This window comes from Microbacterium paludicola (genome assembly GCF_039529675.1).
GTDB classification, from domain to species: Bacteria; Actinomycetota; Actinomycetes; order Actinomycetales; family Microbacteriaceae; genus Microbacterium; species Microbacterium paludicola.
On the sequence record NZ_BAAANG010000001.1, the window covers coordinates 62,930 to 83,534 of the forward strand.

The following is a 20,605-nucleotide window of genomic DNA, read 5'->3' on the forward strand; positions in this document are numbered from 1 at the left end:
GCGAGGGCGCCGCTCGCGGCCCCGAGTGTGTGAGCCGCTCTTAAAAGGAAGGCAGGATGTGCTGCGGGCTGGGCACCGCGAGCCGGTGCCGCACCCTGCCCGGCACTCCGGTGCGCTCGTCGATGCCGAGCGAGGCGATCTCGTGCGAGTCCTGGCCGGCGACGAGCAGAGTGTCGCGCAGCACGACGTGGTGACGCGGCTTGCGGATGCCCGACTCGGCGAGCGCGACGTGCTCGATCCGGTCGCCCTGGTCGCGCACGCGCAGCACGGCGATCGTGTCGCTGCCGCGCAGGCCGGCGTAGAGGAACTGGCCGTCGCGCGAGCGGGTGAGTTCGGCGGCGCTGTCGCCGGGCAGCGATCCCGGGGACGCGGCGATGCCGGAGCGCAGCGCCCAGCGGCCGTCGGGGCCGGCCGAGAGCACGAAGATCTCGCAGGTGTGCTCGGTCACCACGTAGAGGTGCCCGCTGGGGTGAAGGCTCATGTGGCGCGGACCGGTGCCGAGGGGGAGCGCGACCTCGTGGTCGAGCGTCATCCCGCGCGGCGAGGTGCGCCAGATGCGCACGAGGTCGTAGCCGAGGTCGGTCGTGGCGACGAGGCCGCGGGGAAGGAACACCGTGCAGTGCGCGCGCGGGGTGCGCGGCTCGGTCGGCTCGGCGGAGGCGGCGCCGCCGAGGTCGACGCCGCCGGCGAGCGCGGCGGCCGGGGTGTCCCGCGCGCCGCGAAGGATGCCGCGCACCGCGGGATCGTCGAACGGGTTCTTGGACTGCCCGAGCAGGGCCAGGATGTCGTCGAGTCCGGCATCCGCGCCGATGGCCGGCGTCGGGGTGGCGCCGGCGAGCATCGCCGCGAGCTGCGACGCGTCGGCACCGCGCTCGACGAGGCTGCGCAGGTCGGCGACCCCCGGCTGCTCGTCCAGCAGCGCGGACGTGTCGGGGGCGGACGTCCCGCCCGCGTTCTCGCGGTCGTACGGATCGGCCGACGGCTCGGCTTCGGTGCGGGTGCCGAGGCGGCCGGATGCGTCGAGAGCCACGTGGGTCACGACCCCGTTGCCCCAGGCGGTGGCGATCAGGTGCGAGCCGTCGGGCGCGACGGCCACGTGACACGTGGTCTCGCCGGCCTCGACGGGCGAACCGAGGGGCGCGAGGGTCGCCTCACCGGTGCGGCGGAACGCGGCCACGCGGCCCTGCGCCTCCAGCGCGGCGTACACGACGTCGAGCTTCGGATGCGCCGCGAGCCACGTGGGCGACGGCGCCTCGACCGCGTCGCCCACCAGCGAGAGCGGTCCCCCGGCCAGCGGCGAATCGGGTTCCCCGGCCGTGGCGGCCATGATGCCGCGCGCCTCCGACTTCATGTCGGCCCCGCGGGCCCCGATCCAGAGTCTCATGGGTCGATCCTCGCAGAGCGGTGAGTCCTCGCAGATCCGGTCCTCGACGAGGGGCGGACTCAGACGAGGTGAGGGTCAGGCGATGCGGGCGCTCAGACGAGGTCGTGACGCACGATCACCGCGTCGCGGCCGGGGCCGACGCCGATGACCGAGATGCGCGTGCCGCTCATCTTCTCGAGCTCGAGCACGTAGTCCTGCGCGTTCTGGGGAAGGTCCTCGAACGTGCGCGCGCCCGTGATGTCTTCCTTCCAGCCGGGGAAGACCTCGTAGATCGGCTTCGCGTGGTGGAAGTCGGTCTGGTTCACCGGCACCTCGTCGAAGCGGACCCCGTCGACGTCGTACGCGACGCACACCGGGATCTCATCCAGGCCGGTCAGGACGTCGAGCTTGGTCATCACGAGGTCGGTGATGCCGTTGACGCGCGTCGCGTAGCGGGTGATGGGTGCGTCGTACCAGCCGGTGCGACGCAGGCGGCCGGTCGTGGTGCCGTACTCGAAACCGGTCTTGCGCAGCCACTCGCCGCTCTCGTCGAACAGCTCGGTCGGGAAGGGACCGGCGCCGACGCGCGTCGTGTACGCCTTGACGATCCCGACGATGCGGTCGAGGCGGCCGGGGCCGACGCCCGATCCGGTGGACGCGCCGCCGGCGGTCGCCGACGACGACGTCACGAACGGGTAGGTGCCGTGGTCGACGTCCAGCATCGTCGCCTGGCCGCCCTCGAACACGACGACATCGCCCTTGTCGAGGGCCTGGTTCAGCAGCAGGCCCGTGTCGCACACCATCGGCTTCAGCCGCTCGGCGTACGACAGCAGGTCCTCGACGATCTCCTCGGGCGTGATCGCACGGCGGTTGAAGATCTTCACCAGCAGGTGGTTCTTCTGGTCGAGCGCAGCCTCGACCTTCTGACGCAGGATCGACTCGTCGAACAGATCCTGGATGCGGATTCCCACGCGGTTGATCTTGTCGGCGTAGGCGGGGCCGATGCCGCGACCGGTGGTGCCGATCTGCCGCTTGCCGAGGAAGCGCTCGGTGACCTTGTCGAGCGTGCGGTGGTAGTGGGTGATGACGTGCGCGTTCGCGCTGACCTTGAGGCGCGACACGTCGATGCCGCGGGCCGACAGCGCATCCAGCTCGGCGAACAGCACCTCGAGGTCGATCACGACGCCGTTGCCGATCACGGCGTTCACGCCGGGCGACAGGATGCCCGAGGGCAGCAGGTGCAGCGCGTACTTCTCGCCGCCGATCACGACGGTGTGGCCGGCGTTGTTGCCGCCGTTGAACTTGACGACCCAGTCGGTGCGGTCACCGAGCAGGTCGGTGGCCTTTCCCTTGCCCTCGTCGCCCCACTGGACTCCGACGATCACGATTCCCGGCATGGGTTTCCCCCTGTCTGTGCACGAGCCTTCGGCTCGGTGTGCCCAAGACCTCTCTCCCGCTCTTCGGGCTGCGTTCTGGGCCGGGGCAAGTCTACCGACGGGGCAGGACAGACAGAGGAGACGCCACTTCGGCTCGGTCCGGTCGTTCAGCGGAGTGAGCGCCCGGGGTTGTTAGGCGACGAATCGACCGTCGTGCCCGCTTCGGCGGCTCAGGCCGGGAGCCGGGACGCTGCACGTCACTCAACAGCGAGGACGTAGTGCGCCGCCCTGCGTTCTCCCACCAGCCGCAGAAAACCCCGGTCACGCAGTGAACGGAGCAGGTGCTTCGCAGCGTCCGAGGGAAGTGCGCACAGGTCTGCTGCCTGGGCCCGCGTGATGCTCCCGTGCGAGCGAACGTACGTCAGCACCATCTGCTCCTGCTGGGCGGTATCGAACGAGCGAACACGCACGTACCCCGCGGGGCTGCTGATCTCGCGATAGGTCGCTGCGCTCATGGTGTAGCGACGCCCTCGCCCATTCCCTCGCATCTCGATGAGCCCCTCCTCGACCATGCGCGTCAGCACGGTGCGCGTCGCGATCTGAGATCGCTGTACGAGGTCGGCGAGCTCGCCGACCGTGAGGCGCGGGTCATCCTGAAGCGCATGCAGGACGAGCAGCTCCTCCAATGAGAAGGGCCTCCCCCGTCGCTCCGTATGCGCGACGAGGAAGCGCACGACAGCGAGATCCGCACGGCCCGTCGGCACCGTGACGACGACGTGATGCGCGTCCGTGCGCGAGAAATCAGGAGCCGCTCGGCCGGCGCGAAGGGTCGACTCGAACACGCGATTGATACCGCGCCCCGTCCGCTCGACGATGCCGGCACGGAAGAACGCCTCCGACAGGATGCGACTGCGCGGCTGCGACGTCGACAGCAGGTTGTCCAGAGTGACGCCACGCGGCAGTCCGCCCGGATTCGCGATGGTGAGTTCTTCCTCTGTCAACTGGAGGGAGACCGGGCCCTGCATCGTGTAGTCACGATGCACAAGCGCATTGGCGATGAGCTCACGCGCGGCGACGGCAGGGATCCGTGGAACTGAAACTCGTGTCAGCCCGATGTCGAGTTCGTCCTCCTCGTCGTAGCGCATGAGCTGCGTGTAGAGATCCTCAGCAGCGCGGAACAGTGGCGCGTTACTGAAGACGTTCTGCCGGACGGCCGTGCCCGACAGAACTTGGAAGGCCGTCTCGTGGGTGGGGATGAACTGGCGCAGACGCTCGTCCCGTCCGAAGAGAAGGAGGGCTCCGCGCCGGATGATCGGCGACTCCTCGCTGCCGTCGATGACGCCGAGCGCTTTGCCGATCTCGACGTCGCTCAACGATGCGAGCACCGAGCCCCCGCCGGTCGGCGACACGAGCCGTCGCAAGCGCTCGAACTCGGATGGATCGAGATCGTCCACTTTGGCATCCGGTTCGACGATCGAGGCGTAGTCCACCTCCCCCCGTTCGATCCGCGAAGAGAGCATCTCGTGAGCGAGCAGCGGAAGGCAGGCAGGCCTGCCGTCACCTCCGAGACCACGGCGCGAGTACTGACCAGCGGACGTGCCGGTGATCGAGGCCGCCCGCGGGATCTCGATCACGATCACCGCAGCCCCATCGATCTCGACGACGTCCACGTCGGTCACCACAGGCGGGACAGTCTTGTTCGAGATCAGGGCCTGCAGTCGCAGGGGGTTCGTGACCTCCCCGTGTCGCGCCTGCGCGCCCGTGATCGTGCCGTCGTCCTCGACGCCGATCAGCAGGATGCCGCCTTCGGCGTTCGCCAGGCAGGCGACGACCTCCGCGATCCGGTCATCGCCGAACTTCGGCCGGTCAGACTTGAACTCGACCGCGATCGTTTCACCGCGGCTCGTCAAGTCGCGGAGCTCGTTTTGGTTCACCCCCAAAGTCTTCCAAAGTTTGTGGGCATTAGCAATCCGTTTTGGAAGTCGCCCAAACTTTGGAACGCCTCGCGCTCCCGATATGTATCACCCGCCGCGTTTCGACTCCTCACTGCGCTCGTCGCTCAACGACCGGGGATCGATATCCCGACGGAGGTAGGCTGACCGCGGGGGATGGGCGTGGCGCGTGTCGTCGCGCCTCCCCGTCCATCGAGGGGAGACACGATGAACCAGGCCGCTGCGTCGAACGCCGATGGGCAGAAGGCCGCGCCGACACCCGAGGAGATGGCGCGGGCCGTCGAGGTCATCCGGATCGTCTCCGACTCCTACTCGGCGAAGATGGTGGGCCAGGAGCGGCTGCGCACGAGCCTGCTGATCGGCCTCATCGCCGGCGGGCACATCCTGCTCGAGAGCGTGCCGGGCCTCGCGAAGACGACCGCCGCGTCGACGCTCGCGGACACCGTCGACGCGCAGTTCAAGCGCATCCAGTGCACCCCCGACCTGCTGCCGAGCGACATCACCGGCAACCAGGTGTACGACGCGAGCACCGGATCGTTCCGTACGGTGCTGGGCCCCGTGCACGCGAACTTCGTGCTGCTCGACGAGATCAACCGCTCGAGCGCCAAAACCCAGAGCGCGATGCTCGAGGCGATGCAGGAGCACCAGACCACGATCGGCGGCGAGGTGCACCGCCTGCCGAAGCCGTTCCTCGTGATCGCGACGCAGAACCCGATCGAGCAGGAGGGGACGTACGAGCTGCCCGAAGCGCAGATGGACCGCTTCCTCCTCAAGGAGATCGTCGAGTACCCGAGCCCCCAGGAGGAATTCGAGATCCTCGAGCGGATCGACTCGGGCGTGCTGGACCCGGAGCGCCACGCCCGCAGCTCGGTGACCCTCGCGGACGTGCACCTCCTGCAGGATGTCGCGAGCCGCATCCACGTCTCCCCCGCGATCCGCAACTACATCGTCGGCATCGCGTACGTCACGCGGAACCCCGCCCCGTACATCGGCGAGGAGCAGGCCCGCTACATCAAGTACGGCGCGAGCCCGCGCGCCTCCATCGCCTTCCTGCAGGCCTCCCGCGCGCTCGCGCTGCTGAACGGCCGCGCGCACGTGCTGCCCGAGGACATCCGGGCCCTGCGCCACCTCGTGCTGCGGCACCGCGTGCTGCTGAACTTCGAGGCCGAGGCCGATGGCGTCCGCAGCGAGGAGATCATCGACGCGATCTTCGCCGCCGTCCCGACCCCCTGATCCGGTCCGATCGGCCGCTGCCATGCCCAGCCTCATCACGCGGGTGAAGAGCAAGCTCTTCATCCATTCGTCCAAGAAGTCGCTGCACGCGCTCGACGGCGCGTACGCGTCGCTGCTGCGCGGCCGCAGCAACGACTTCGAGGACCTGCGCGAGTACCAGGCGGGCGACGAGGTGCGCGACATCGACTGGCGGGCCACCGCGCGGCTGAGCACCCCGATGATCAAGCGGATGCGCGCGACCCGGATGCACACGGTGCTGTTCGTTGTCGACACGGGCCGCGGGATGGCGGCGCTGGCCGCCGACGACCGGCCCAAGCGCGAGCTCGCCGTGCTGGCGGTCGGGGCGCTCGGCGTGCTGACGCTGCGGCACGACGACGACTTCTCGCTCGTCTTCGGCGACGCCGAGCGCGTCCGCCGGCTGCCTCCCAAGCGCTCCGAGGGCGCGCTCGAGCACGCGCTGCGCGCGATCGACGGCGCCTGCGCGCCCGACGGCCCGCACAGCGCCCGCGAGCGGCTGCTCGACTTCGTTGCCCGCACGATCTCGCGCCGGATGATCGTGGTCGTCGTCACCGACGAGGCGCCGATCACCGACGAGACCGAGCGGCTCGTGCGCCGCCTGCGCACCCAGCACGACGTGCTGTGGGTCACGCTGCGCGACGCGGATCCGGTGCTCACGACGGCGGACGGATCGTCGCGCCGCGACGTGGACACCGGATGGACCGTGCCGGGGTTCCTTCACGGCGACGAGGCGGTCGTACGCGAGGTCGAGGAGCAGCACCGCGAGGAGGAGACGCGACGCGACGCCCTGCTCACCGCGCTCGAGATCACCCACGTCGAGCTGCGCACCCAGGACGACGCGGTGCCCGAGCTGCTGCGGATGCTGAACCGGAGGGCCCATGTCGGAGCCTGACGAGTTCTACCCGCCGGTGCAGTACGCGCCGTGGTGGATGCTGCTGGCGCTCGGGATCATCGTGCTCGCGATCCTCGCGGTCTGGCTCATCCTGCTGTTCACGCGACCGCGCCGCGCCACCACCGCCGCGGCGCCCGTCGCGGCGGACGCGCTCACGATGCTGCGCCACGAGTACCTCGACGGCATCGGCAGGATCGAGCAGGCCTGGCGGGCACGCGAACTCACAGCGCGGCAGGCGAACCTCGAGCTCAGCCGCACGACCCGCCAGTTCGTCAACGAGTACAGCGGCCTCGAGGCCCCGGTGCTGACGCTCGCCGACCTGCAGGCGCGCGGTGTGCATCCGGCGCTCGTCGACGCGCTGCGCCGCCACTACTACCCGAGCATCTTCGGCCGCGGTCCCGCCGTCGACCCGGCCGCGGGCGCCGAGGCGGCGCGCAGGGTGGTGAGCGAATGGCACTGATCGACCTCGCGAACCCGTGGATCATCCTGCTCGCCCTGCTGGCGGTCATCCTGGCCGTGACGGTCGGCGTGCTCGCGGGCCGTCGCGGCGCCCGCGCGTCGGCCGAGGCCGCGCCGGTGTCGCGGGCCGAGCGACTGCGCAGCCTGCCGGCCGTGCGCCGGGCGACCCGCCGCCGCGCGGCGGCCGTCGCCGGAGCGGTGGCGCTGCTCGCCGGATCGGCCGTCGTGGCCGGCGTCGTCGGCGCGCGCCCGATGGCGGCCCAGACGATCCAGCCGGTCGACACAAGCCGCGACATCATGCTGTGCCTCGACGTCTCGGGCTCGATGAGCGAGGTCGACATCGAGGTGCTCGAGGTGTTCGAGGAGCTGCTCGAGGGCTTCCAGGGAGAGCGGATCGGGCTGACGATCTTCAACAGCTCGCCCGTGCAGATCTTCCCCCTCACCGACGACTACGAGTTCATCCGCGGGCACCTGCAGTCGATCAAGGCCGCCTTCGACGACTACTCGAGCGACATCCCCGAGCACTGGGTCGGCACGCTCAACGGCACCGGCTCCTCGCTGATCGGCGACGGCCTCGTCGCGTGCACCATGCGCTTCGACCACCTCGACGAGGAGCGGTCGCGCTCGATCATCCTCGCCACCGACAACGAGGCCTTCGGCGCCGGCATCGTCACGCTCGAGGAGGCGAGCGTCTACGCGCGCGACGCGGGAGTGCGGGTGTTCGCGCTGAACCCCGTGGAGGGGAAGGACGACGAGATCAGCGCGCAGCTGACCGGCGCCGCCGAGACCACCGGCGGGCAGGCCTACGCCCTGCGGGGCGACACCACCGTCGGCGAGATCATCGACGAGGTGCAGGAGCAGGAGGCCCGCGCGCTGCAGGGCGAGGCGCGCGTGGTGTGGCGCGACGTGCCGGACGTGTGGATCGCCGTGCTGCTGGCCCTGGTGCTGGCGGGGATCGTGCTGCTGTGGCGGGTGAGACTGTGATCCTCCAGCCCGTCCTCCACCCGCTGCTGCTCGTGCTGCTGTGCGCGCCGGTGGCGTTCATCGCGGTGCGCTCTCTGCTGCGGGCCCGCGGCGCCCGGGAGCGGACGTCGTGGGCGCTGCGACTGGCCGTACTGCTCGCGTGCGCGGTGCTCGCGCTGCGCCCCGGCATCCCCGGCGGCGAGACCCAGACCCTGACGACCGACACGGATGTCGTCATCCTCGTCGACTCGACGGCGAGCATCGTCGCGGAGGACTGGGGTGACGGCGCCCCGCGGCTGGATGGGGTGCGATCCGACGTCGACGCCATCGTCGCCGCCTACCCCGGGGCGCGGTTCGCGCTGCTGACATTCGACGCCTCGGCCGAGATGCGTCTGCCGCTGACGACCGACACCGCCGCGCTCCACTCGGCGCTGGAGGTGCTGACCCCGGAGGTCACCCAGCGCTCGCAGGGAAGCTCGATCGGCATCGCCAACCGCCTGCTCGCGCAGACGCTGCAGGCGGCGGCCGCGAGCTCGCCCGAGCGGTCGCGCATGGTGTTCTACCTCGGCGACGGCGAGCAGACCGCCGCCAGCGAGCCCGAGTCGTTCGAGACCAGCGCGGAGCTGCTCGACGGCGGCGCCGTGCTGGGCTACGGCACGCCCGAGGGCGGCCGGATGAAGGTGCAGACCGGCGAGGTCGGCGGCGCGTCCGACGAGTACATCCTGGACGGATCCGAACCCGCGCTGTCGAAGATCGACGAGGCCGCGCTGCAGACGATCGCCGCCGACCTCGGCGTCGAGTACCAGCACCGCACGGCCGACAGTCAGCCCGACCTCCCGGAGGCCCCGACGTCGACCACCACGCGCGCCGAGGGCACGACCGGCGACGTGACCGAGCTCGGCTGGATGCTCGCGCTGCTGATCGTCGCGCTGCTGGCGGCGGACGCCGCACTGGTCGCGACGGCGATCCCGGCCGTGCTGCAGCTGATGCGACCGCGATCCTCCGGGCAGGGAGGTGAGGCATGAGCGCCCCCGCCGACTCCGCCGCGGCCGAGCTGATCGCCGGCAACCGGCGCCGCGCCCGGCTGCGGCGCATCCTGCTGCTGATCGCCGTGCCGCTCTGCGCCATCGCGATGCTGCTGCCGGTGAAGATCGCGTCGATGTACGCCTTCGCGCACCGCGCGATCACGTCGTACGTCGCCGGGGACTTCGCGGGCTCGGCCGCCGCCGCGCAGGGGCAGGGCGTCGTCAACTGGTTCGAGCCGTACAAGGCGCCGTACAACCTCGGCGACGCCCTCGCCGGGGCGGGCGATCTCGCCGGCGCGCGGGCGCGGTTCGAGGAGGCCCTGCCCCTCGCCCCCGGGCTCGAGGCCTGTGCCGTGCACATCAACCTCGGCATCACGATCGAGCGGATGGGCGATCAGGCGAGGGAGGCCGGCGACCCCGTCGCCGCCGAGCAGCTGTACGGCGAGGCCCTGCAGGTGGTCGCCGACACCCCCGACGAGTGCCACTCGGAGGAGGCGGATGAGCAGTCGCCGGATCCGAAGCGCAGCTCGGGACAGAGCATCGACGAGCTCGAGGAGCGGCTGAAGCAGAAGCAGCAGCCCCCGCAGCCGCAGCCGTCGCCCTCCCCGTCGGAGGACCCGCAGGAGCCGAAGCCGTCGGACGAGCAGCTGGAGGACCTCGAGGAGAAGCTGCAGCAGGGCGACGGCGAGCGCCAGCAGTATCAGGGCGACGACGGGCAGTCGGGCTCGGGAACGGACAAGCCATGGTGAACCCCGACGCTGTGACCCCCGACCCTGTGACCCCCGACCCGCCGCAGACCCCCGCCCCGGCGCCCGTGCCGGCCGCGCCCAAGCCGCCGGGGCGCCTCGACGCGCACACCGGGCACCGGTACGTCACCCGTTCGGAGGGGGCACCGCCGCTGCCGCCCGCCGGCGGGTACCGCGGCGCGCGGCGCATCGCCGGCCCGGCGTTCTCGGTCCCGGTGATCGCCGAGGACACGCCCGAGCGGCCGCGTCCCGGCCTCTTCGGCTGGATCGCCCGGGGCGTGAGCGCGCTGTTCGCGCTGGCCCTCATCGTCCTGCTCGCGCTCGGCGCCACCGACGCGATCTATGGCGCGACCGTCGTGGTCCTGCAGCTGGTCGTGCTCGGGGTCATCGTCGCGGCGCTGTTCACTGCACGCGGGCGCACGCTCGGCGCCGCCGGGCTCGCCGTGGCGCTGCTGCTGAACGTCGGCACGGTCGGGGCCCTCAGCGCGATGCGCACCTCGGCCGAGGGCGGCTATGCCGGTACGAAGACCGAGGAGGAGCGACGCCTCGAGGCATACCCCGGGATCAAGGACGAACCCGTGAGCGAGACGCTCGCGCGTCCCTCGCTCGAGGCCGTGCGCGAGACGAGCGACGCGCTGTCGAAGGAGATCCGCGACAGGCTCACGGCCGAGTACGGCTTCACCTGGACCGACGCCCCGCCCGAGGATCTGCGCCCGGAGCGCAACGGGTACGGCGGCGAGTCGATGCTCGTGAGGTACACCTCGACGACCTGGTCGACGAACGAGCCGGTGAGCGGCACCCAGCGGAAGACCGCGGTCATGCACGCGATCGAGGACGTCCTGGCCGAGCACGACTGGTGGGGGATGTACGCGTTCAACGATCCGGAGTCGGGGATGGATCCCGCGCTGCTGGAGAAGTTCTACGGCAGCGCCGACGTCGACACCCAGGTCGGCTGGGAGTGGTACACCGAGGATCCGTCGGGAGAGATCGCGATCTACGCGACGATCACCGACCTCGCCAACGACACAACGGGCGAGTGGCGCACGGACGCCGAGGCCCAGTCGGCGAAGACGGGCGAGCCGCTCGAGGGCCTGCAGATCGCGTTCTACGCGGAACGCCTCCTCAGCGAGGCCGATCGCGAGGAGTTCGAGAACCGCATGGCGGAGTACGGCGGCTGACCCCCTCTCCCCCGCCGAATCCGGGATCGAGCATGATGGATCCATGTCGCTCAACAACTCGCGCACCACCAACGGCACCGCGTGGGCCGCGTTCTGGTTCGGTCTCGCCGGGCTCGTGCTCATGCCGATCCCGCTGTTCATCGGACTGATCCTCGGCGGCGGCCTGTCGCTGATCGCCGCCGTCCTCGCGGTCATCGCCCTCCTCAAGGGCCTCAGCCGTCAGGGCAAGGGCATTGCGCCCGTCGTCTTCGCGGGCATCTTCGTCGCCCTCACGTGGGGCGGCATCTCCATCGGCGGCGGCATCGTCTGGTGACCCCGCCGCCGAGGCTCTCTCAGGCCTTGGGCTCGTTGATCGCCTGAGCCTCTTCCTCGGGCGTGTAGCCGCTGTGAAGGTGCACGGGCTCGGCGGCCACTCCCATGCGCTTGCGCTTGCGGGCCGCGGCGGCGAGGTTGAGTCCCTCGACGAGGATCGCGAACGCCATCGGGCCGTAGATGAAGGCCTTGTCGATGTGGATCCCGAAGCCCTCGGCGACGAGGAACACGCCGATCAGCAGCAGGAACGCCAGCGCCAGCATCTTCACCGTCGGGTGGTTGTTCACGAACGTGAAGATGTGCTTGGCGGCGAAGAGCATCAGGCCGAACGACAGCACGACGACCGTGATGATGACGAGCAGGTTGCTCGTCATGCCGACCGCCGTGATGACGGAGTCGAGCGAGAACACGAGGTCGAGCGCCAGGATCTGCGCCAGCACCGAGCCGAAGGTGGCCTTCGCGCCGCCGACGGAGCCGTGGTCGTCCTCGCCCTCGAGCTTGTGGTGGATCTCCGTGACCGCCTTGTAGACGAGGAAGAGGCCACCGGCGATCAGGATCAGGTCGCGCCCCGAGAAGCCGAGGTCGCCGATCGCGAACAGGTCCTCCTCGAGCGTGATGATCCATCCGGCGAAGAGCACGAGAAGGATGCGCATCAGCATCGCGAGCGTCAGGCCGAGGTTGCGGGCCTTCGCCTGCTGCTCCTTGGGGAGCTTGGCGGCGAGGATCGAGATGAAGATGACGTTGTCGACGCCGAGCACCACCTCAAGCACGAAGAGGGTGACGAAGACGAGGGCCAGGTCAGGCGTGAACTCGAGCGCGAACTCCATGCTGCAAGCATGGCGGCAATTCGCTATGGCTCCGCTGAGGAAGCGCGGACGCGCCGCATCCGGACCGCAGGCGGCGAGATCGTCCCGCTGAGCGGCGCGACCCGTCGCTAGGCTGACGCGCATGACGACTCCCCCGGCGAGCGCGGCGCGCCACCTGTCCGGCTGGTGGCCCGTGTTCCGCGCCGCGGGCGCGCTCCTCATCCTGGCGGCCATCGTCGCGCAGCTTCAGCGCACGATCGAGATCGCCCTCGCCGCGACGACGCCGCACGGGTCGCATCTGCCGACGGTGATCGCCAACTTCTTCAGCTTCTTCACGATCGAGTCGAACGTGCTGTCGGTGCTGGGGCTCGCCGCTGCCGCGGTGTGGTCGTGGACGCACCGCGGCACCGCCGCTCATCCGCCCCTCTGGCTCACGGTGCTGCTGACGGCCGCGACCGCCTACATGCTCGTCACGGGCGTCGTCTACAACACGCTGCTGCGCGGCATCCCGCTTCCGCAGGGGCAGACGGTGGCGTGGTCGAACGAGGTGCTGCACGTCGTGGGGCCGGTGCTGATGCTGATCGACCTGCTCTTCGCCCCGCGCGGTCGGGCGCTGCGCTGGTCGGCGCTGTGGGTCGTGATCGCCTTCCCAGTCGTCTGGGCCGTCTACACCCTGGTGCGCGCGAACGCGATCATCGCCCCCGCCACCGGCAACGCGTGGTGGTACCCGTACCCGTTCCTCGATCCGCACCAGGTGCCGGGCGGCTATGCGGGCGTCGCGGGCTACATCCTGCTCATCGCGGCGATCATCTCGGCGTTCGCGTGGTTCACGGTATGGTACGGGCGCCGGGCGGGCCGCCGGTTCGACGCCGATGCCGGCATCCTGCCGCCGACGGGGCGCTCGAGCGTCACGCAATAGGATTGGACCCATGTCGAAGGTCCTCGAATCCCTGCCCGTCGGCGAGCGCGTCGGCATCGCCTTCTCCGGGGGCCTTGACACCTCCGTCGCCGTCGCGTGGATGCGCGACAAGGGGGCGATCCCGTTCACGTACACGGGCGACCTCGGGCAGCCGGATGAGGACGACATCGACTCGATCCCCGGCCGCGCGCTGAGCTACGGCGCCGAGGCGTCGCGCCTCATCGACTGCAAGCCGATGCTCGTCGAGGAGGGCTTCGGCGCCCTCGCCTGCGGCGCGTTCCACATCCGCTCGGGCGGTCGCACGTACTTCAACACGACGCCGCTCGGCCGTGCCGTCACCGGCACGCTGCTTGTGCGCGCGATGAAGGAGGACGGCGTCGAGATCTGGGGCGACGGCTCCACCTACAAGGGCAACGACATCGAGCGGTTCTACCGCTACGGCCTGCTCGCCAACCCCCGCCTGCGCATCTACAAGCCGTGGCTCGACGCGACCTTCGTCAGCGAGCTCGGCGGGCGCAAGGAGATGAGCGAGTGGCTCGTCGCCCACGACTTCCCGTACCGCGACTCGGCCGAGAAGGCGTACTCGACCGACGCGAACATCTGGGGCGCCACGCACGAGGCGAAGACGCTCGAGGAGCTGAACGTCTCTCTCGAGACGGTCGAGCCGATCATGGGCGTGCGCTTCTGGGATCCGTCCGTCGAGATCGCGACCGAGGATGTGACCGTCACGTTCGAGGCCGGTCGCCCGGTCGCCCTCAACGGCGTCGAGTACACCGACCCGGTCGCGCTTGTCTTCGAGGCGAACCGCATCGGCGGCCGCCACGGCCTCGGCATGAGCGACCAGATCGAGAACCGGATCATCGAGGCGAAGTCGCGCGGCATCTACGAGGCCCCGGGAATGGCGCTGCTGTTCATCGCCTACGAGCGCCTCGTCAACGCGATCCTGAACGAGGACACCCTCGCGACCTACCACGAGCAGGGGCGTCGCCTCGGCCGCCTGATGTACGAGGGCCGCTGGCTCGAGCCGCAGTCGTTCATGCTGCGCGAGTCGATCCAGAAGTGGGTCGGATCGGCCATCACCGGCTCGGTGACGCTGCGCCTGCGCCGCGGCGAGGACTACACGATCCTCGACACCTCCGGCCCCTCGCTGTCGTACGCGGCCGAGAAGCTGTCGATGGAGCGCGTCGGCGACGCGGCCTTCGGCCCGACCGACCGCATCGGCCAGCTCACGATGCGCAACCTCGACATCGCCGACTCGCGCACGCGCCTCGAGCAGTACGCGGGGATGGGCCTGATCGGCGGCCCGACGGCCGAGCTCGTCGGCGCGCTCGAGCAGGGCGGCGCGGGCGAGATCACGCAGTCGGCTGAGCCCGCGGGCCTCGGCGAGGAGGAGAGCGCCTCCGCGATCGAGGCCGCCAACGAGTCCGCCGCGTTCGACTCCGGCACCGACTGACGCGGGACCACCGCGAGAGCACATCGCCCCCGTGATCGCACATCCCTGAGGATGTGACGTCACGGGGGCGATGCGTTCCGACGTGAGGGATGTGCGCTCGCGGCGCGCCGCTCAGCCCGACTTGCGGCGGAACTCGCGCTTGCCGCCGGCAGCACCGTGCGTGCCGTGGATCGCGCCGGCGCCATGCGGACCGCCGCTACCGGGTGCGCCGTTCTTCGCGGCGCTCTGGGCGTTCTTGCGCTCGAGAGCCTCGCGGAACTTCGCCTTCGCCTCGTCGCTTGCGGAGTTCTTCGATTCTTCAGACATGGGACAAGTGTAGGCGCGCCGCTCGCGGGCGGCGCCGACCCGATCCGCGTCAGCGACGCAGGATGCGGCGCGCGAGCCAGTTGCCGAGTCCCTGCACGACCTGGGTGACGACGATGATGATCACGAGCGCCGACCACGTCACGACCTCGTCGAACTGGCGGAATCCGTAGGCGACGGCGTAGTTGCCGAGGCCCTCGCCGCCGGCCATGCCGGCCACGGCCGACATGTCGATGAGCGCCACCGTGGCGAAGGTGTAGCCGAGGATCAGCGGCCCCGCGCCCTCGGGCAGGATCACCGTGCGGATGATCCGCCACGGTGACGCGCCGGTGGAGCGGGCGGCCTCGATCACGCCCGGATCCACCGTGACGAGGTTCTGCTCGACGATCCGGGCGATCCCGAACGTGGCCGCGAGCGACAGCGCGAAGATGATCGCCTCGTTGCCGATGCCCCGGCCGACGACTGCGCGCGCAAGCGGCTGCATGGCGACGAGGAAGATGATGAACGGAATCGGCCGGATCGTGTTCACGAGCGCGTTGAGGATGCCGTAGACCACGGGCTGCTCGAGGATCGCCCCGCGCCGCGTGACGGTGACGGTCGTGCCGACGACGAGCCCGCCGATGCCGCCGAAGATCAGCGACGCCACGACGAGCCACAGGGTGATGCCGGTCTGCTCGAGCAGGTCGGGGGCGATGCCGCTCAGGCGGTCGAGGATGTCGCTCACGCCGCCACCTCGCTGATCGTGACGCCGCCGCCGATGCCGGCGAGGGCGTCGCGCACCGCCGCATCGTCACCGCGCACGGCGATCGTGAGCAGGCCGTACACGCGGCCCTGGATGTCGTCGACCCCGCCGTGCACGAGGTTGAAGTCGACGCCGGCGCGCGCGAGCGCGCCGAAGACGCGTGCTTCGGAGGCGCCCTCGTCCGTGAACGAGATCGTGAAGAGCCGTCCCTCGTGCTGAGCGCGCAGCGCGGCGAGCGCGTCGCCGTCGGGAAGCGCGCGCACGACGGTGCGCACGAAGCGGCGCGCGGTGTCGGTCTGCGGTGCGGTGAACACGTCATAGGTCGGGCCCTGCTCGACGACCCTGCCCGCCTCCATGACGGCCACCTTGTTGGCGATGCGGGCGATGACATCCATCTCGTGGGTGATCACGACGATCGTGACGCCGAGCTCGCGGTTGACGCGGGCGAGCAGATCCAGCACCTCGTCGGTCGTCTCGGGGTCGAGCGCGCTCGTCGCCTCGTCGGCGAGCAGGATGCCCGGCTCGGCCGCAAGCGCGCGGGCGATGCCCACCCGCTGCTGCTGGCCGCCCGACAGCTGCTCGGGGTACGCGTCCGCCTTGTCGGCGAGGCCCACGAAGTCGAGCAGCTCGGCCACGCGCGCCGCGCGCTGGGCGCGGGGGACGCGGGCCACCTCGAGGGGGTAGGCGATGTTCCCGCTGATCGTGCGGGAGCGCAGCAGGTTGAACCGCTGGAAGATCATGCCGATGCCCTGCCGCACGCGGCGCAGCTCGGCCTCGCGCAACGTCGCGATGTCGACGCCGTCGACCTCGATTGCCCCGGCGGACACGGGCTCGAGGCCGTTGATCAGCCGTACCAGCGTCGACTTGCCGGCGCCTGAGTAGCCGATCACGCCGAACACGTCGCCCTTGTCGATGTCGAGGCTGACGGCGTCGACGGCCGTCACCGGCTGGCCGCCGCGCCGCTGCGGCGGGTAGGTCTTCGACACGTCGGTGATGCGGATGTGGGCCATGGCTCCTCGCGAGATCAATCGGGGGTGCGACGACGGAAGCGCGTGCCGGTGCTCTCGCACCGCGCACGCGCCCTCCTATCGGGGTCACTGACCCTGAATATCCTCCTGCACCTCGGCGAGCGCCGTCTGCAGCTCATCCTTCGGGGTCGTCGCGAAGACGGCCGTGCCGCCCGAGACCTCCTGGACGCCGTCGAGCACGTCCTGGTTCGTCTGGTAGATCTCGACGAGGGTGTTCAGCACCTCGTCGTCGATGTCGTCGGCCTTCACCGCGAAGATGTTCACGTAGGGAAGCGCCGACGGGTCGGCGGGGTCGTCCTGCGCGATCGCGGCGCTGGGCTCGAGGCCCGCCTTGGTGACGAAGTCGTTGTTGATGATGGCGGCGGCGACGTCGGGCAGCGACGTCACGGTGATGGCGGCGTCGACGGCCTTGACCTCGACGCGCGACTCGTCGGCGATCACGTTCTCGGCGGTCGAGAACGAGTTGCCGCCGTCCTCGAGGGTGATCAGCCCGGCCTCCTGCAGCACGAGCAGGCCGCGGGCCTGGTTGGTGGCGTCGTTCGGGACGACGACGGTCTCGCCATCCGGGATGTCCTCGACGCTGTCGTACTTCTCGGAGTACAGCCCGAGCGGGTAGATCGCGGTCGCGCCGATCGGCTGCAGGTCGTCGCCCGACGATGCGTTGTAGTCGGCGAGGTACTGGATGTGCTGGAACTGATTGATGTCCAGCTCGCCCTCGCTGAGCGCCGGGTTCGGCTGCGTGTACTCGGTGAAGTCGACGATCTCGAGCGCGATGCCCTCGGCCTCGACCGCCTCCTCGTAGACGGCCCAGTACGGCTCGCTCGCACCCACCACGCCGAGCTGCACGGGGTTCTCCTCGGTGCCGAGCTCGGGCTCTCCGGCGCCTCCGGTGGAAGAGGTGCACCCGGCGAGGGCGAGAAGACTGAGGGCGGCGAGAGGCGCGATGGCGCGGATGGTGCGGGACATTGGATGCTCCTTCTGGGTGCGTACCCTCCACGCTAAGCAGGCGGTGCCCGGTCGCCCGAACCGAGGCGACACACGCCGCAACACAGGACCGGACGTCGGCCCATCCCCGCGGCGGTCCTACGCCGCGGGTCGCCCGGATCAGCGGAACGGCGCCGCCACCGCGTTGCGGTGGTACTCGAAGATGATGCTCGTGCGGGTGGAGGCCACCGACTGCTGCGCCGAGAGGTGATCGACCACGAACCGGCGGATGTCGCTGGATCCCTCGACCGCGATATGCACGAGGAAGTCGTCGGTGCCGCCGACGAAGAACATCTGCAGCACCTCCGGAAGGCGTCGCACCTCGTCGGCGAACTGAACGATGCTGTCGTGGCGGGATCCGGGGCGAAGCGTCACGCCGACGATCGCCTGCAGGCCGCGGCCGAGGCGATTGTGATCCACGCTCGCGTGGAAGCCGCGGATGACGCCGCGCTCGATGAGCGAGCGGGTGCGTACGAGCGCGGTCGACGGGGCGATGTCGAGCGCTGCGGCGAGGTCGGCGTTGGTGATGCGGCCATCCTGCTCGAGGATCTCGACGATCCGCTCGTCAAGCTCATCCAGTTCCGCGACGCGCAGATTCTTCGGCGGGGTGGGGGATTCCGACCTCGGCACGATCGCTCCTTCTCGACATGGGGCATCTGATCGAAGGATCTTCGCACATCCTCGGCTGACGGCGAAGCAACTGCGATCCTATGGGCATGCGCGTCGGCATCCCCACGGAGATCAAGAACAACGAGTACCGCGTTGCGATCACGCCCGCGGGTGTCGACGCGCTCGTCGGCCGAGGCCATGACGTGCTGGTGCAGGCGGGCGCGGGGCTCGGCTCCCGCATCTCCGACGACGAGTTCGCCGCCGCGGGCGCCCGCATCGTCGAGGACGCCGCGGACGTCTGGGGCGAGGCCGAGCTGCTCGTGAAGGTGAAGGAGCCGATCGCCGCCGAGTACGGCTTCCTGCGCCCCGACCTGACGCTCTTCGCGTACCTGCACCTCGCCGCCGACGCGTCGCTCACGCGCGCGCTGATGGATGCCGGCACCACGGCCGTCGCTTACGAGACAGTGCAGCTGCCCGACCGCTCACTGCCGCTGCTCGTGCCGATGAGCGAGGTCGCCGGGCGGCTGTCCATCGCCGTCGGCGCGCACTCCCTGATGCGCCCCGAGGGCGGCCGGGGGATGCTGCTCGGCGGCATCGCCGGCACCCCGCGCGCGAACGTCGTCGTGATCGGCGGAGGCGTCGCGGGCGAGCACGCCGCCGCGAACGCGCTCGGCCTCGGCGCGCAGGTCACGGTGCTGGATGTGTCGCTGCCGCGGCTGCGCGAGCTCGAGCGCCGCTACGGCGGTGCGCTGCAGACCCGCGCCTCCACGCGCTATGCGGTCGCGGAGGCGGTCGCGGGCGCCGACCTCGTGATCGGCTCGGTGCTGATCCCCGGCGCCGCCGCGCCCAAGCTCGTGACCCTCGACATGGTCGCCGACATGAAGCCGGGATCGGTGCTCGTCGACATCGCGATCGACCAGGGCGGGTGCTTCGAGGGATCCCACTCGACGACGCACGACGATCCGACGTTCGCCGTGCACGGGTCGCTGTACTACTGCGTGGCGAACATGCCGGGCGCGGTGCCCGAGACGTCGACGCGCGCCCTCACCAACGCGACCCTGCCGTACATCCAGCAGATCGCCGGTCACGGCTGGGACGCCGCCTCCGCCGCCGACCCGGCTCTCGCCAAGGGCCTGAACGTCCTCGGCGGCAGGATCGTCAACGACGGCGTCAAGGCCGCGTACGCGAGCTTCGCCCTCGCCCACTGACGCCGCCCGGGTGCCGACCCCCGGGCCCCATACACTCTGACCCATGGCGCACCTCTCGCAGCTCGGCGCCGTGACGGCCGAGCCGCGCGGGGCGCGGACCCTCGGCCGGGCGTACTTCGCGGCGCAGGCGGTCGCCGGCGCCGCGTGGTGGGTGGCGGTGTTCGCGGTGGACGGCGTGCGCGTCGCGACGCTCGGCGGCCTGGATCCCGTCCCGCTCGCGCTGCTCGACGTGCCGCTGTTCGTCGTCGCATCGGCGCTCGCGGCGCTGCGGGTGCGGGCCGCCGCGTGGGTCGCCGCTGCCTGGACCGCGCTCGTCGCGGCAGGCATGGCGCTGTACGCGACCGCGACGACGGAGGCCGGATGGGGCGCGGTGCTGATGATCGCCGCGACCGCCGGCACCCTCGCCTCCGCGCTGCTGTCGACGCGCGGGCGCCTTCCGGGCGAATGGATGCTGATCGGCCCGTTCGCATTCCGCACGGCGCGCCCCGAGGGCCGGCGGGCACTGCTCGGTCTCACCGGCCTGCAGGTGCTTGTCTTCTGGGTGCTGTTCCTGGCGGTCATCCCCGCCGCGATCGTGTGGCTCGAGCACCGCTGGCGGGTCTCGATCCCGGTGCCTCCGGGGGTGCCGATCGCGGGGGCCGTCCTGCTGGTGGCCGCCTCGACGCTCGGGCTGTGGTCGGCGCACACGATGTCGACGCTCGGTCGCGGCACGCCCCTTCCCGCGGCCCTGCCCCGACGCCTCGTTGTCGCGGGTCCGTACCGCTGGGTGCGCAACCCGATGGCGGTCGCCGGCATCGCGCAGGGCGTCGCGGTCGGCCTGATCGCGGGATCCTGGCTCGTCGTCGTCTACGCGATCTGCGGATCCGCCGTCTGGAACCACCTGATCCGCCCGCACGAGGAGGCCGACCTCTCGGCCCGGTTCGGCGCCGAGTACGACCGGTACCGCGCATCCGTCGCGTGCTGGGTGCCCCGCCTGCCCCGCTGAGCGGTATCGGTGCCGAGCGGCCCTTCCGCGCACGGGAAAGGGCCGATCCGC

At 70.7% G+C, this 20,605-nt stretch carries 22 protein-coding genes; 13 read left to right on the top strand and 9 right to left on the bottom strand.

What is annotated here, in order from left to right; genetic code table 11:
- Positions 1-40 precede the first annotated feature (40 nt).
- The 3 genes from ABD161_RS00305 to ABD161_RS00315 all read right to left on the bottom strand — a co-directional run bounded on the left by ABD161_RS00305 (position 41) and on the right by ABD161_RS00315 (position 4,580).
- On the bottom strand, positions 41-1,384 hold the full coding sequence (locus tag ABD161_RS00305) for a lactonase family protein (RefSeq protein WP_343998607.1): 1,344 nt from the start codon (positions 1,382-1,384) through the stop codon (positions 41-43).
- Between the two features lie 92 nt (positions 1,385-1,476).
- Positions 1,477-2,760: an adenylosuccinate synthase gene (locus ABD161_RS00310; protein ID WP_343998608.1), complete on the bottom strand. Its 1,284-nt coding sequence runs from the start codon at positions 2,758-2,760 to the stop codon at positions 1,477-1,479.
- Between the two features lie 236 nt (positions 2,761-2,996).
- Positions 2,997-4,580, bottom strand: a complete 1,584-nt coding sequence (locus ABD161_RS00315) for a DNA glycosylase AlkZ-like family protein (RefSeq protein WP_233441162.1) — start codon at positions 4,578-4,580, stop codon at positions 2,997-2,999.
- Between ABD161_RS00315 and ABD161_RS00320 the strand changes: the two genes are divergently transcribed.
- Genes ABD161_RS00320 through ABD161_RS00360 form a run of 9 tightly spaced genes read left to right on the top strand, consistent with a single transcriptional unit; the run spans position 4,482 to position 11,518 of the window.
- On the top strand, positions 4,482-4,838 hold the full coding sequence (locus ABD161_RS00320; protein WP_233441163.1) for a hypothetical protein: 357 nt from the start codon (positions 4,482-4,484) through the stop codon (positions 4,836-4,838). The two genes, ABD161_RS00315 and ABD161_RS00320, sit on opposite strands and share 99 nt — an antisense overlap.
- Positions 4,839-4,898: 60 nt before the next feature.
- A complete protein-coding gene (locus ABD161_RS00325; protein ID WP_343998609.1) occupies positions 4,899-5,924 on the top strand; it encodes an AAA family ATPase in 1,026 nt (341 codons plus the stop codon).
- A 22-nt stretch (positions 5,925-5,946) separates the two neighbouring features.
- Complete coding sequence (locus ABD161_RS00330) at positions 5,947-6,834, top strand: DUF58 domain-containing protein (RefSeq protein ID WP_343998611.1); 888 nt, start codon at positions 5,947-5,949, stop codon at positions 6,832-6,834.
- The gene (locus tag ABD161_RS00335; RefSeq protein WP_343998613.1) at positions 6,821-7,294 is read left to right on the top strand and encodes a hypothetical protein; all 474 of its coding nucleotides are present in this window, start codon (positions 6,821-6,823) and stop codon (positions 7,292-7,294) included. The genes ABD161_RS00330 and ABD161_RS00335 overlap by 14 nt, the downstream gene beginning before the upstream one ends.
- Positions 7,285-8,277, top strand: coding sequence for a VWA domain-containing protein (locus ABD161_RS00340; protein ID WP_343998615.1), 993 nt, complete (start codon positions 7,285-7,287; stop codon positions 8,275-8,277). Before ABD161_RS00335 ends, ABD161_RS00340 begins: the two co-directional genes overlap by 10 nt.
- Positions 8,259-9,281, top strand: a complete 1,023-nt coding sequence (locus tag ABD161_RS00345) for a VWA domain-containing protein (protein WP_343998617.1) — start codon at positions 8,259-8,261, stop codon at positions 9,279-9,281. The genes ABD161_RS00340 and ABD161_RS00345 overlap by 19 nt, the downstream gene beginning before the upstream one ends.
- Complete coding sequence (locus ABD161_RS00350; protein WP_343998619.1) at positions 9,278-10,030, top strand: hypothetical protein; 753 nt, start codon at positions 9,278-9,280, stop codon at positions 10,028-10,030. Before ABD161_RS00345 ends, ABD161_RS00350 begins: the two co-directional genes overlap by 4 nt.
- Before the next feature lie 11 nt (positions 10,031-10,041).
- Positions 10,042-11,205, top strand: a complete 1,164-nt coding sequence (locus tag ABD161_RS00355; protein ID WP_343998621.1) for a hypothetical protein — start codon at positions 10,042-10,044, stop codon at positions 11,203-11,205.
- Between the two features lie 43 nt (positions 11,206-11,248).
- The gene (locus ABD161_RS00360) at positions 11,249-11,518 is read left to right on the top strand and encodes a hypothetical protein (RefSeq protein WP_343998623.1); all 270 of its coding nucleotides are present in this window, start codon (positions 11,249-11,251) and stop codon (positions 11,516-11,518) included.
- A 19-nt stretch (positions 11,519-11,537) separates the two neighbouring features.
- Here ABD161_RS00360 and ABD161_RS00365 read toward each other — a convergent pair whose 3' ends face one another.
- Positions 11,538-12,344: a TerC family protein gene (locus ABD161_RS00365; RefSeq protein WP_343998625.1), complete on the bottom strand. Its 807-nt coding sequence runs from the start codon at positions 12,342-12,344 to the stop codon at positions 11,538-11,540.
- 121 nt (positions 12,345-12,465) lie between these two features.
- Here ABD161_RS00365 and ABD161_RS00370 point away from each other — a divergent pair, with 121 nt between their 5' ends.
- Together ABD161_RS00370 and argG are read left to right on the top strand one after the other, a co-directional pair.
- Positions 12,466-13,242 carry a Pr6Pr family membrane protein gene (locus ABD161_RS00370; protein ID WP_343998627.1) on the top strand — a complete coding sequence of 259 codons (777 nt, stop codon included), beginning with the start codon at positions 12,466-12,468 and terminating at the stop codon, positions 13,240-13,242.
- A 10-nt stretch (positions 13,243-13,252) separates the two neighbouring features.
- Entirely contained in the window at positions 13,253-14,695 is a 1,443-nt protein-coding gene (gene argG / locus ABD161_RS00375) for an argininosuccinate synthase (RefSeq protein ID WP_135114688.1), read from the top strand.
- Positions 14,696-14,806: 111 nt separating this feature from the next.
- Here argG and ABD161_RS00380 read toward each other — a convergent pair whose 3' ends face one another.
- From ABD161_RS00380 to ABD161_RS00400, 5 genes are all read right to left on the bottom strand, one after another.
- On the bottom strand, positions 14,807-15,001 hold the full coding sequence (locus ABD161_RS00380) for a DUF5302 domain-containing protein (protein WP_135114687.1): 195 nt from the start codon (positions 14,999-15,001) through the stop codon (positions 14,807-14,809).
- Between the two features lie 49 nt (positions 15,002-15,050).
- The gene (locus ABD161_RS00385; RefSeq protein WP_425560728.1) at positions 15,051-15,722 is read right to left on the bottom strand and encodes a methionine ABC transporter permease; all 672 of its coding nucleotides are present in this window, start codon (positions 15,720-15,722) and stop codon (positions 15,051-15,053) included.
- Positions 15,719-16,750: a methionine ABC transporter ATP-binding protein gene (locus ABD161_RS00390; RefSeq protein ID WP_343998630.1), complete on the bottom strand. Its 1,032-nt coding sequence runs from the start codon at positions 16,748-16,750 to the stop codon at positions 15,719-15,721. The genes ABD161_RS00385 and ABD161_RS00390 overlap by 4 nt, the downstream gene beginning before the upstream one ends.
- Before the next feature lie 84 nt (positions 16,751-16,834).
- Positions 16,835-17,734: a MetQ/NlpA family ABC transporter substrate-binding protein gene (locus ABD161_RS00395; RefSeq protein WP_343998633.1), complete on the bottom strand. Its 900-nt coding sequence runs from the start codon at positions 17,732-17,734 to the stop codon at positions 16,835-16,837.
- 138 nt (positions 17,735-17,872) lie between these two features.
- Positions 17,873-18,382, bottom strand: a complete 510-nt coding sequence (locus ABD161_RS00400; protein WP_343998635.1) for an Lrp/AsnC family transcriptional regulator — start codon at positions 18,380-18,382, stop codon at positions 17,873-17,875.
- 86 nt (positions 18,383-18,468) lie between these two features.
- Between ABD161_RS00400 and ald the strand changes: the two genes are divergently transcribed.
- Together ald and ABD161_RS00410 are read left to right on the top strand one after the other, a co-directional pair.
- Positions 18,469-19,569 carry an alanine dehydrogenase gene (ald, locus tag ABD161_RS00405; RefSeq protein WP_343998636.1) on the top strand — a complete coding sequence of 367 codons (1,101 nt, stop codon included), beginning with the start codon at positions 18,469-18,471 and terminating at the stop codon, positions 19,567-19,569.
- A gap of 43 nt (positions 19,570-19,612) precedes the next feature.
- A complete protein-coding gene (locus ABD161_RS00410; RefSeq protein WP_343998638.1) occupies positions 19,613-20,554 on the top strand; it encodes a methyltransferase family protein in 942 nt (313 codons plus the stop codon).
- Positions 20,555-20,605 lie beyond the last annotated feature (51 nt).

Bases quoted from the DNA above. Each gene is read 5' to 3' on its own strand.
- ABD161_RS00310 (WP_343998608.1), bottom strand. From the start codon at position 2,760: ATGCCGGGAATCGTGATCGTCGGAGTCCAGTGGGGCGACGAGGGCAAG.
- ABD161_RS00365 (WP_343998625.1), bottom strand. From the start codon at position 12,344: ATGGAGTTCGCGCTCGAGTTCACGCCTGACCTGGCCCTCGTCTTCGTC.
- ABD161_RS00305 (WP_343998607.1), bottom strand. From the start codon at position 1,384: ATGAGACTCTGGATCGGGGCCCGCGGGGCCGACATGAAGTCGGAGGCG.
- ABD161_RS00340 (WP_343998615.1), top strand. From the start codon at position 7,285: ATGGCACTGATCGACCTCGCGAACCCGTGGATCATCCTGCTCGCCCTG.
- ABD161_RS00380 (WP_135114687.1), bottom strand. From the start codon at position 15,001: ATGTCTGAAGAATCGAAGAACTCCGCAAGCGACGAGGCGAAGGCGAAG.
- ABD161_RS00395 (WP_343998633.1), bottom strand. From the start codon at position 17,734: ATGTCCCGCACCATCCGCGCCATCGCGCCTCTCGCCGCCCTCAGTCTT.
- ABD161_RS00370 (WP_343998627.1), top strand. From the start codon at position 12,466: ATGACGACTCCCCCGGCGAGCGCGGCGCGCCACCTGTCCGGCTGGTGG.
- ABD161_RS00360 (WP_343998623.1), top strand. From the start codon at position 11,249: ATGTCGCTCAACAACTCGCGCACCACCAACGGCACCGCGTGGGCCGCG.
- ABD161_RS00390 (WP_343998630.1), bottom strand. From the start codon at position 16,750: ATGGCCCACATCCGCATCACCGACGTGTCGAAGACCTACCCGCCGCAG.
- ABD161_RS00335 (WP_343998613.1), top strand. From the start codon at position 6,821: ATGTCGGAGCCTGACGAGTTCTACCCGCCGGTGCAGTACGCGCCGTGG.
- ABD161_RS00350 (WP_343998619.1), top strand. From the start codon at position 9,278: ATGAGCGCCCCCGCCGACTCCGCCGCGGCCGAGCTGATCGCCGGCAAC.
- ald (WP_343998636.1), top strand. From the start codon at position 18,469: ATGCGCGTCGGCATCCCCACGGAGATCAAGAACAACGAGTACCGCGTT.
- ABD161_RS00410 (WP_343998638.1), top strand. From the start codon at position 19,613: ATGGCGCACCTCTCGCAGCTCGGCGCCGTGACGGCCGAGCCGCGCGGG.
- argG (WP_135114688.1), top strand. From the start codon at position 13,253: ATGTCGAAGGTCCTCGAATCCCTGCCCGTCGGCGAGCGCGTCGGCATC.
- ABD161_RS00330 (WP_343998611.1), top strand. From the start codon at position 5,947: ATGCCCAGCCTCATCACGCGGGTGAAGAGCAAGCTCTTCATCCATTCG.
- ABD161_RS00325 (WP_343998609.1), top strand. From the start codon at position 4,899: ATGAACCAGGCCGCTGCGTCGAACGCCGATGGGCAGAAGGCCGCGCCG.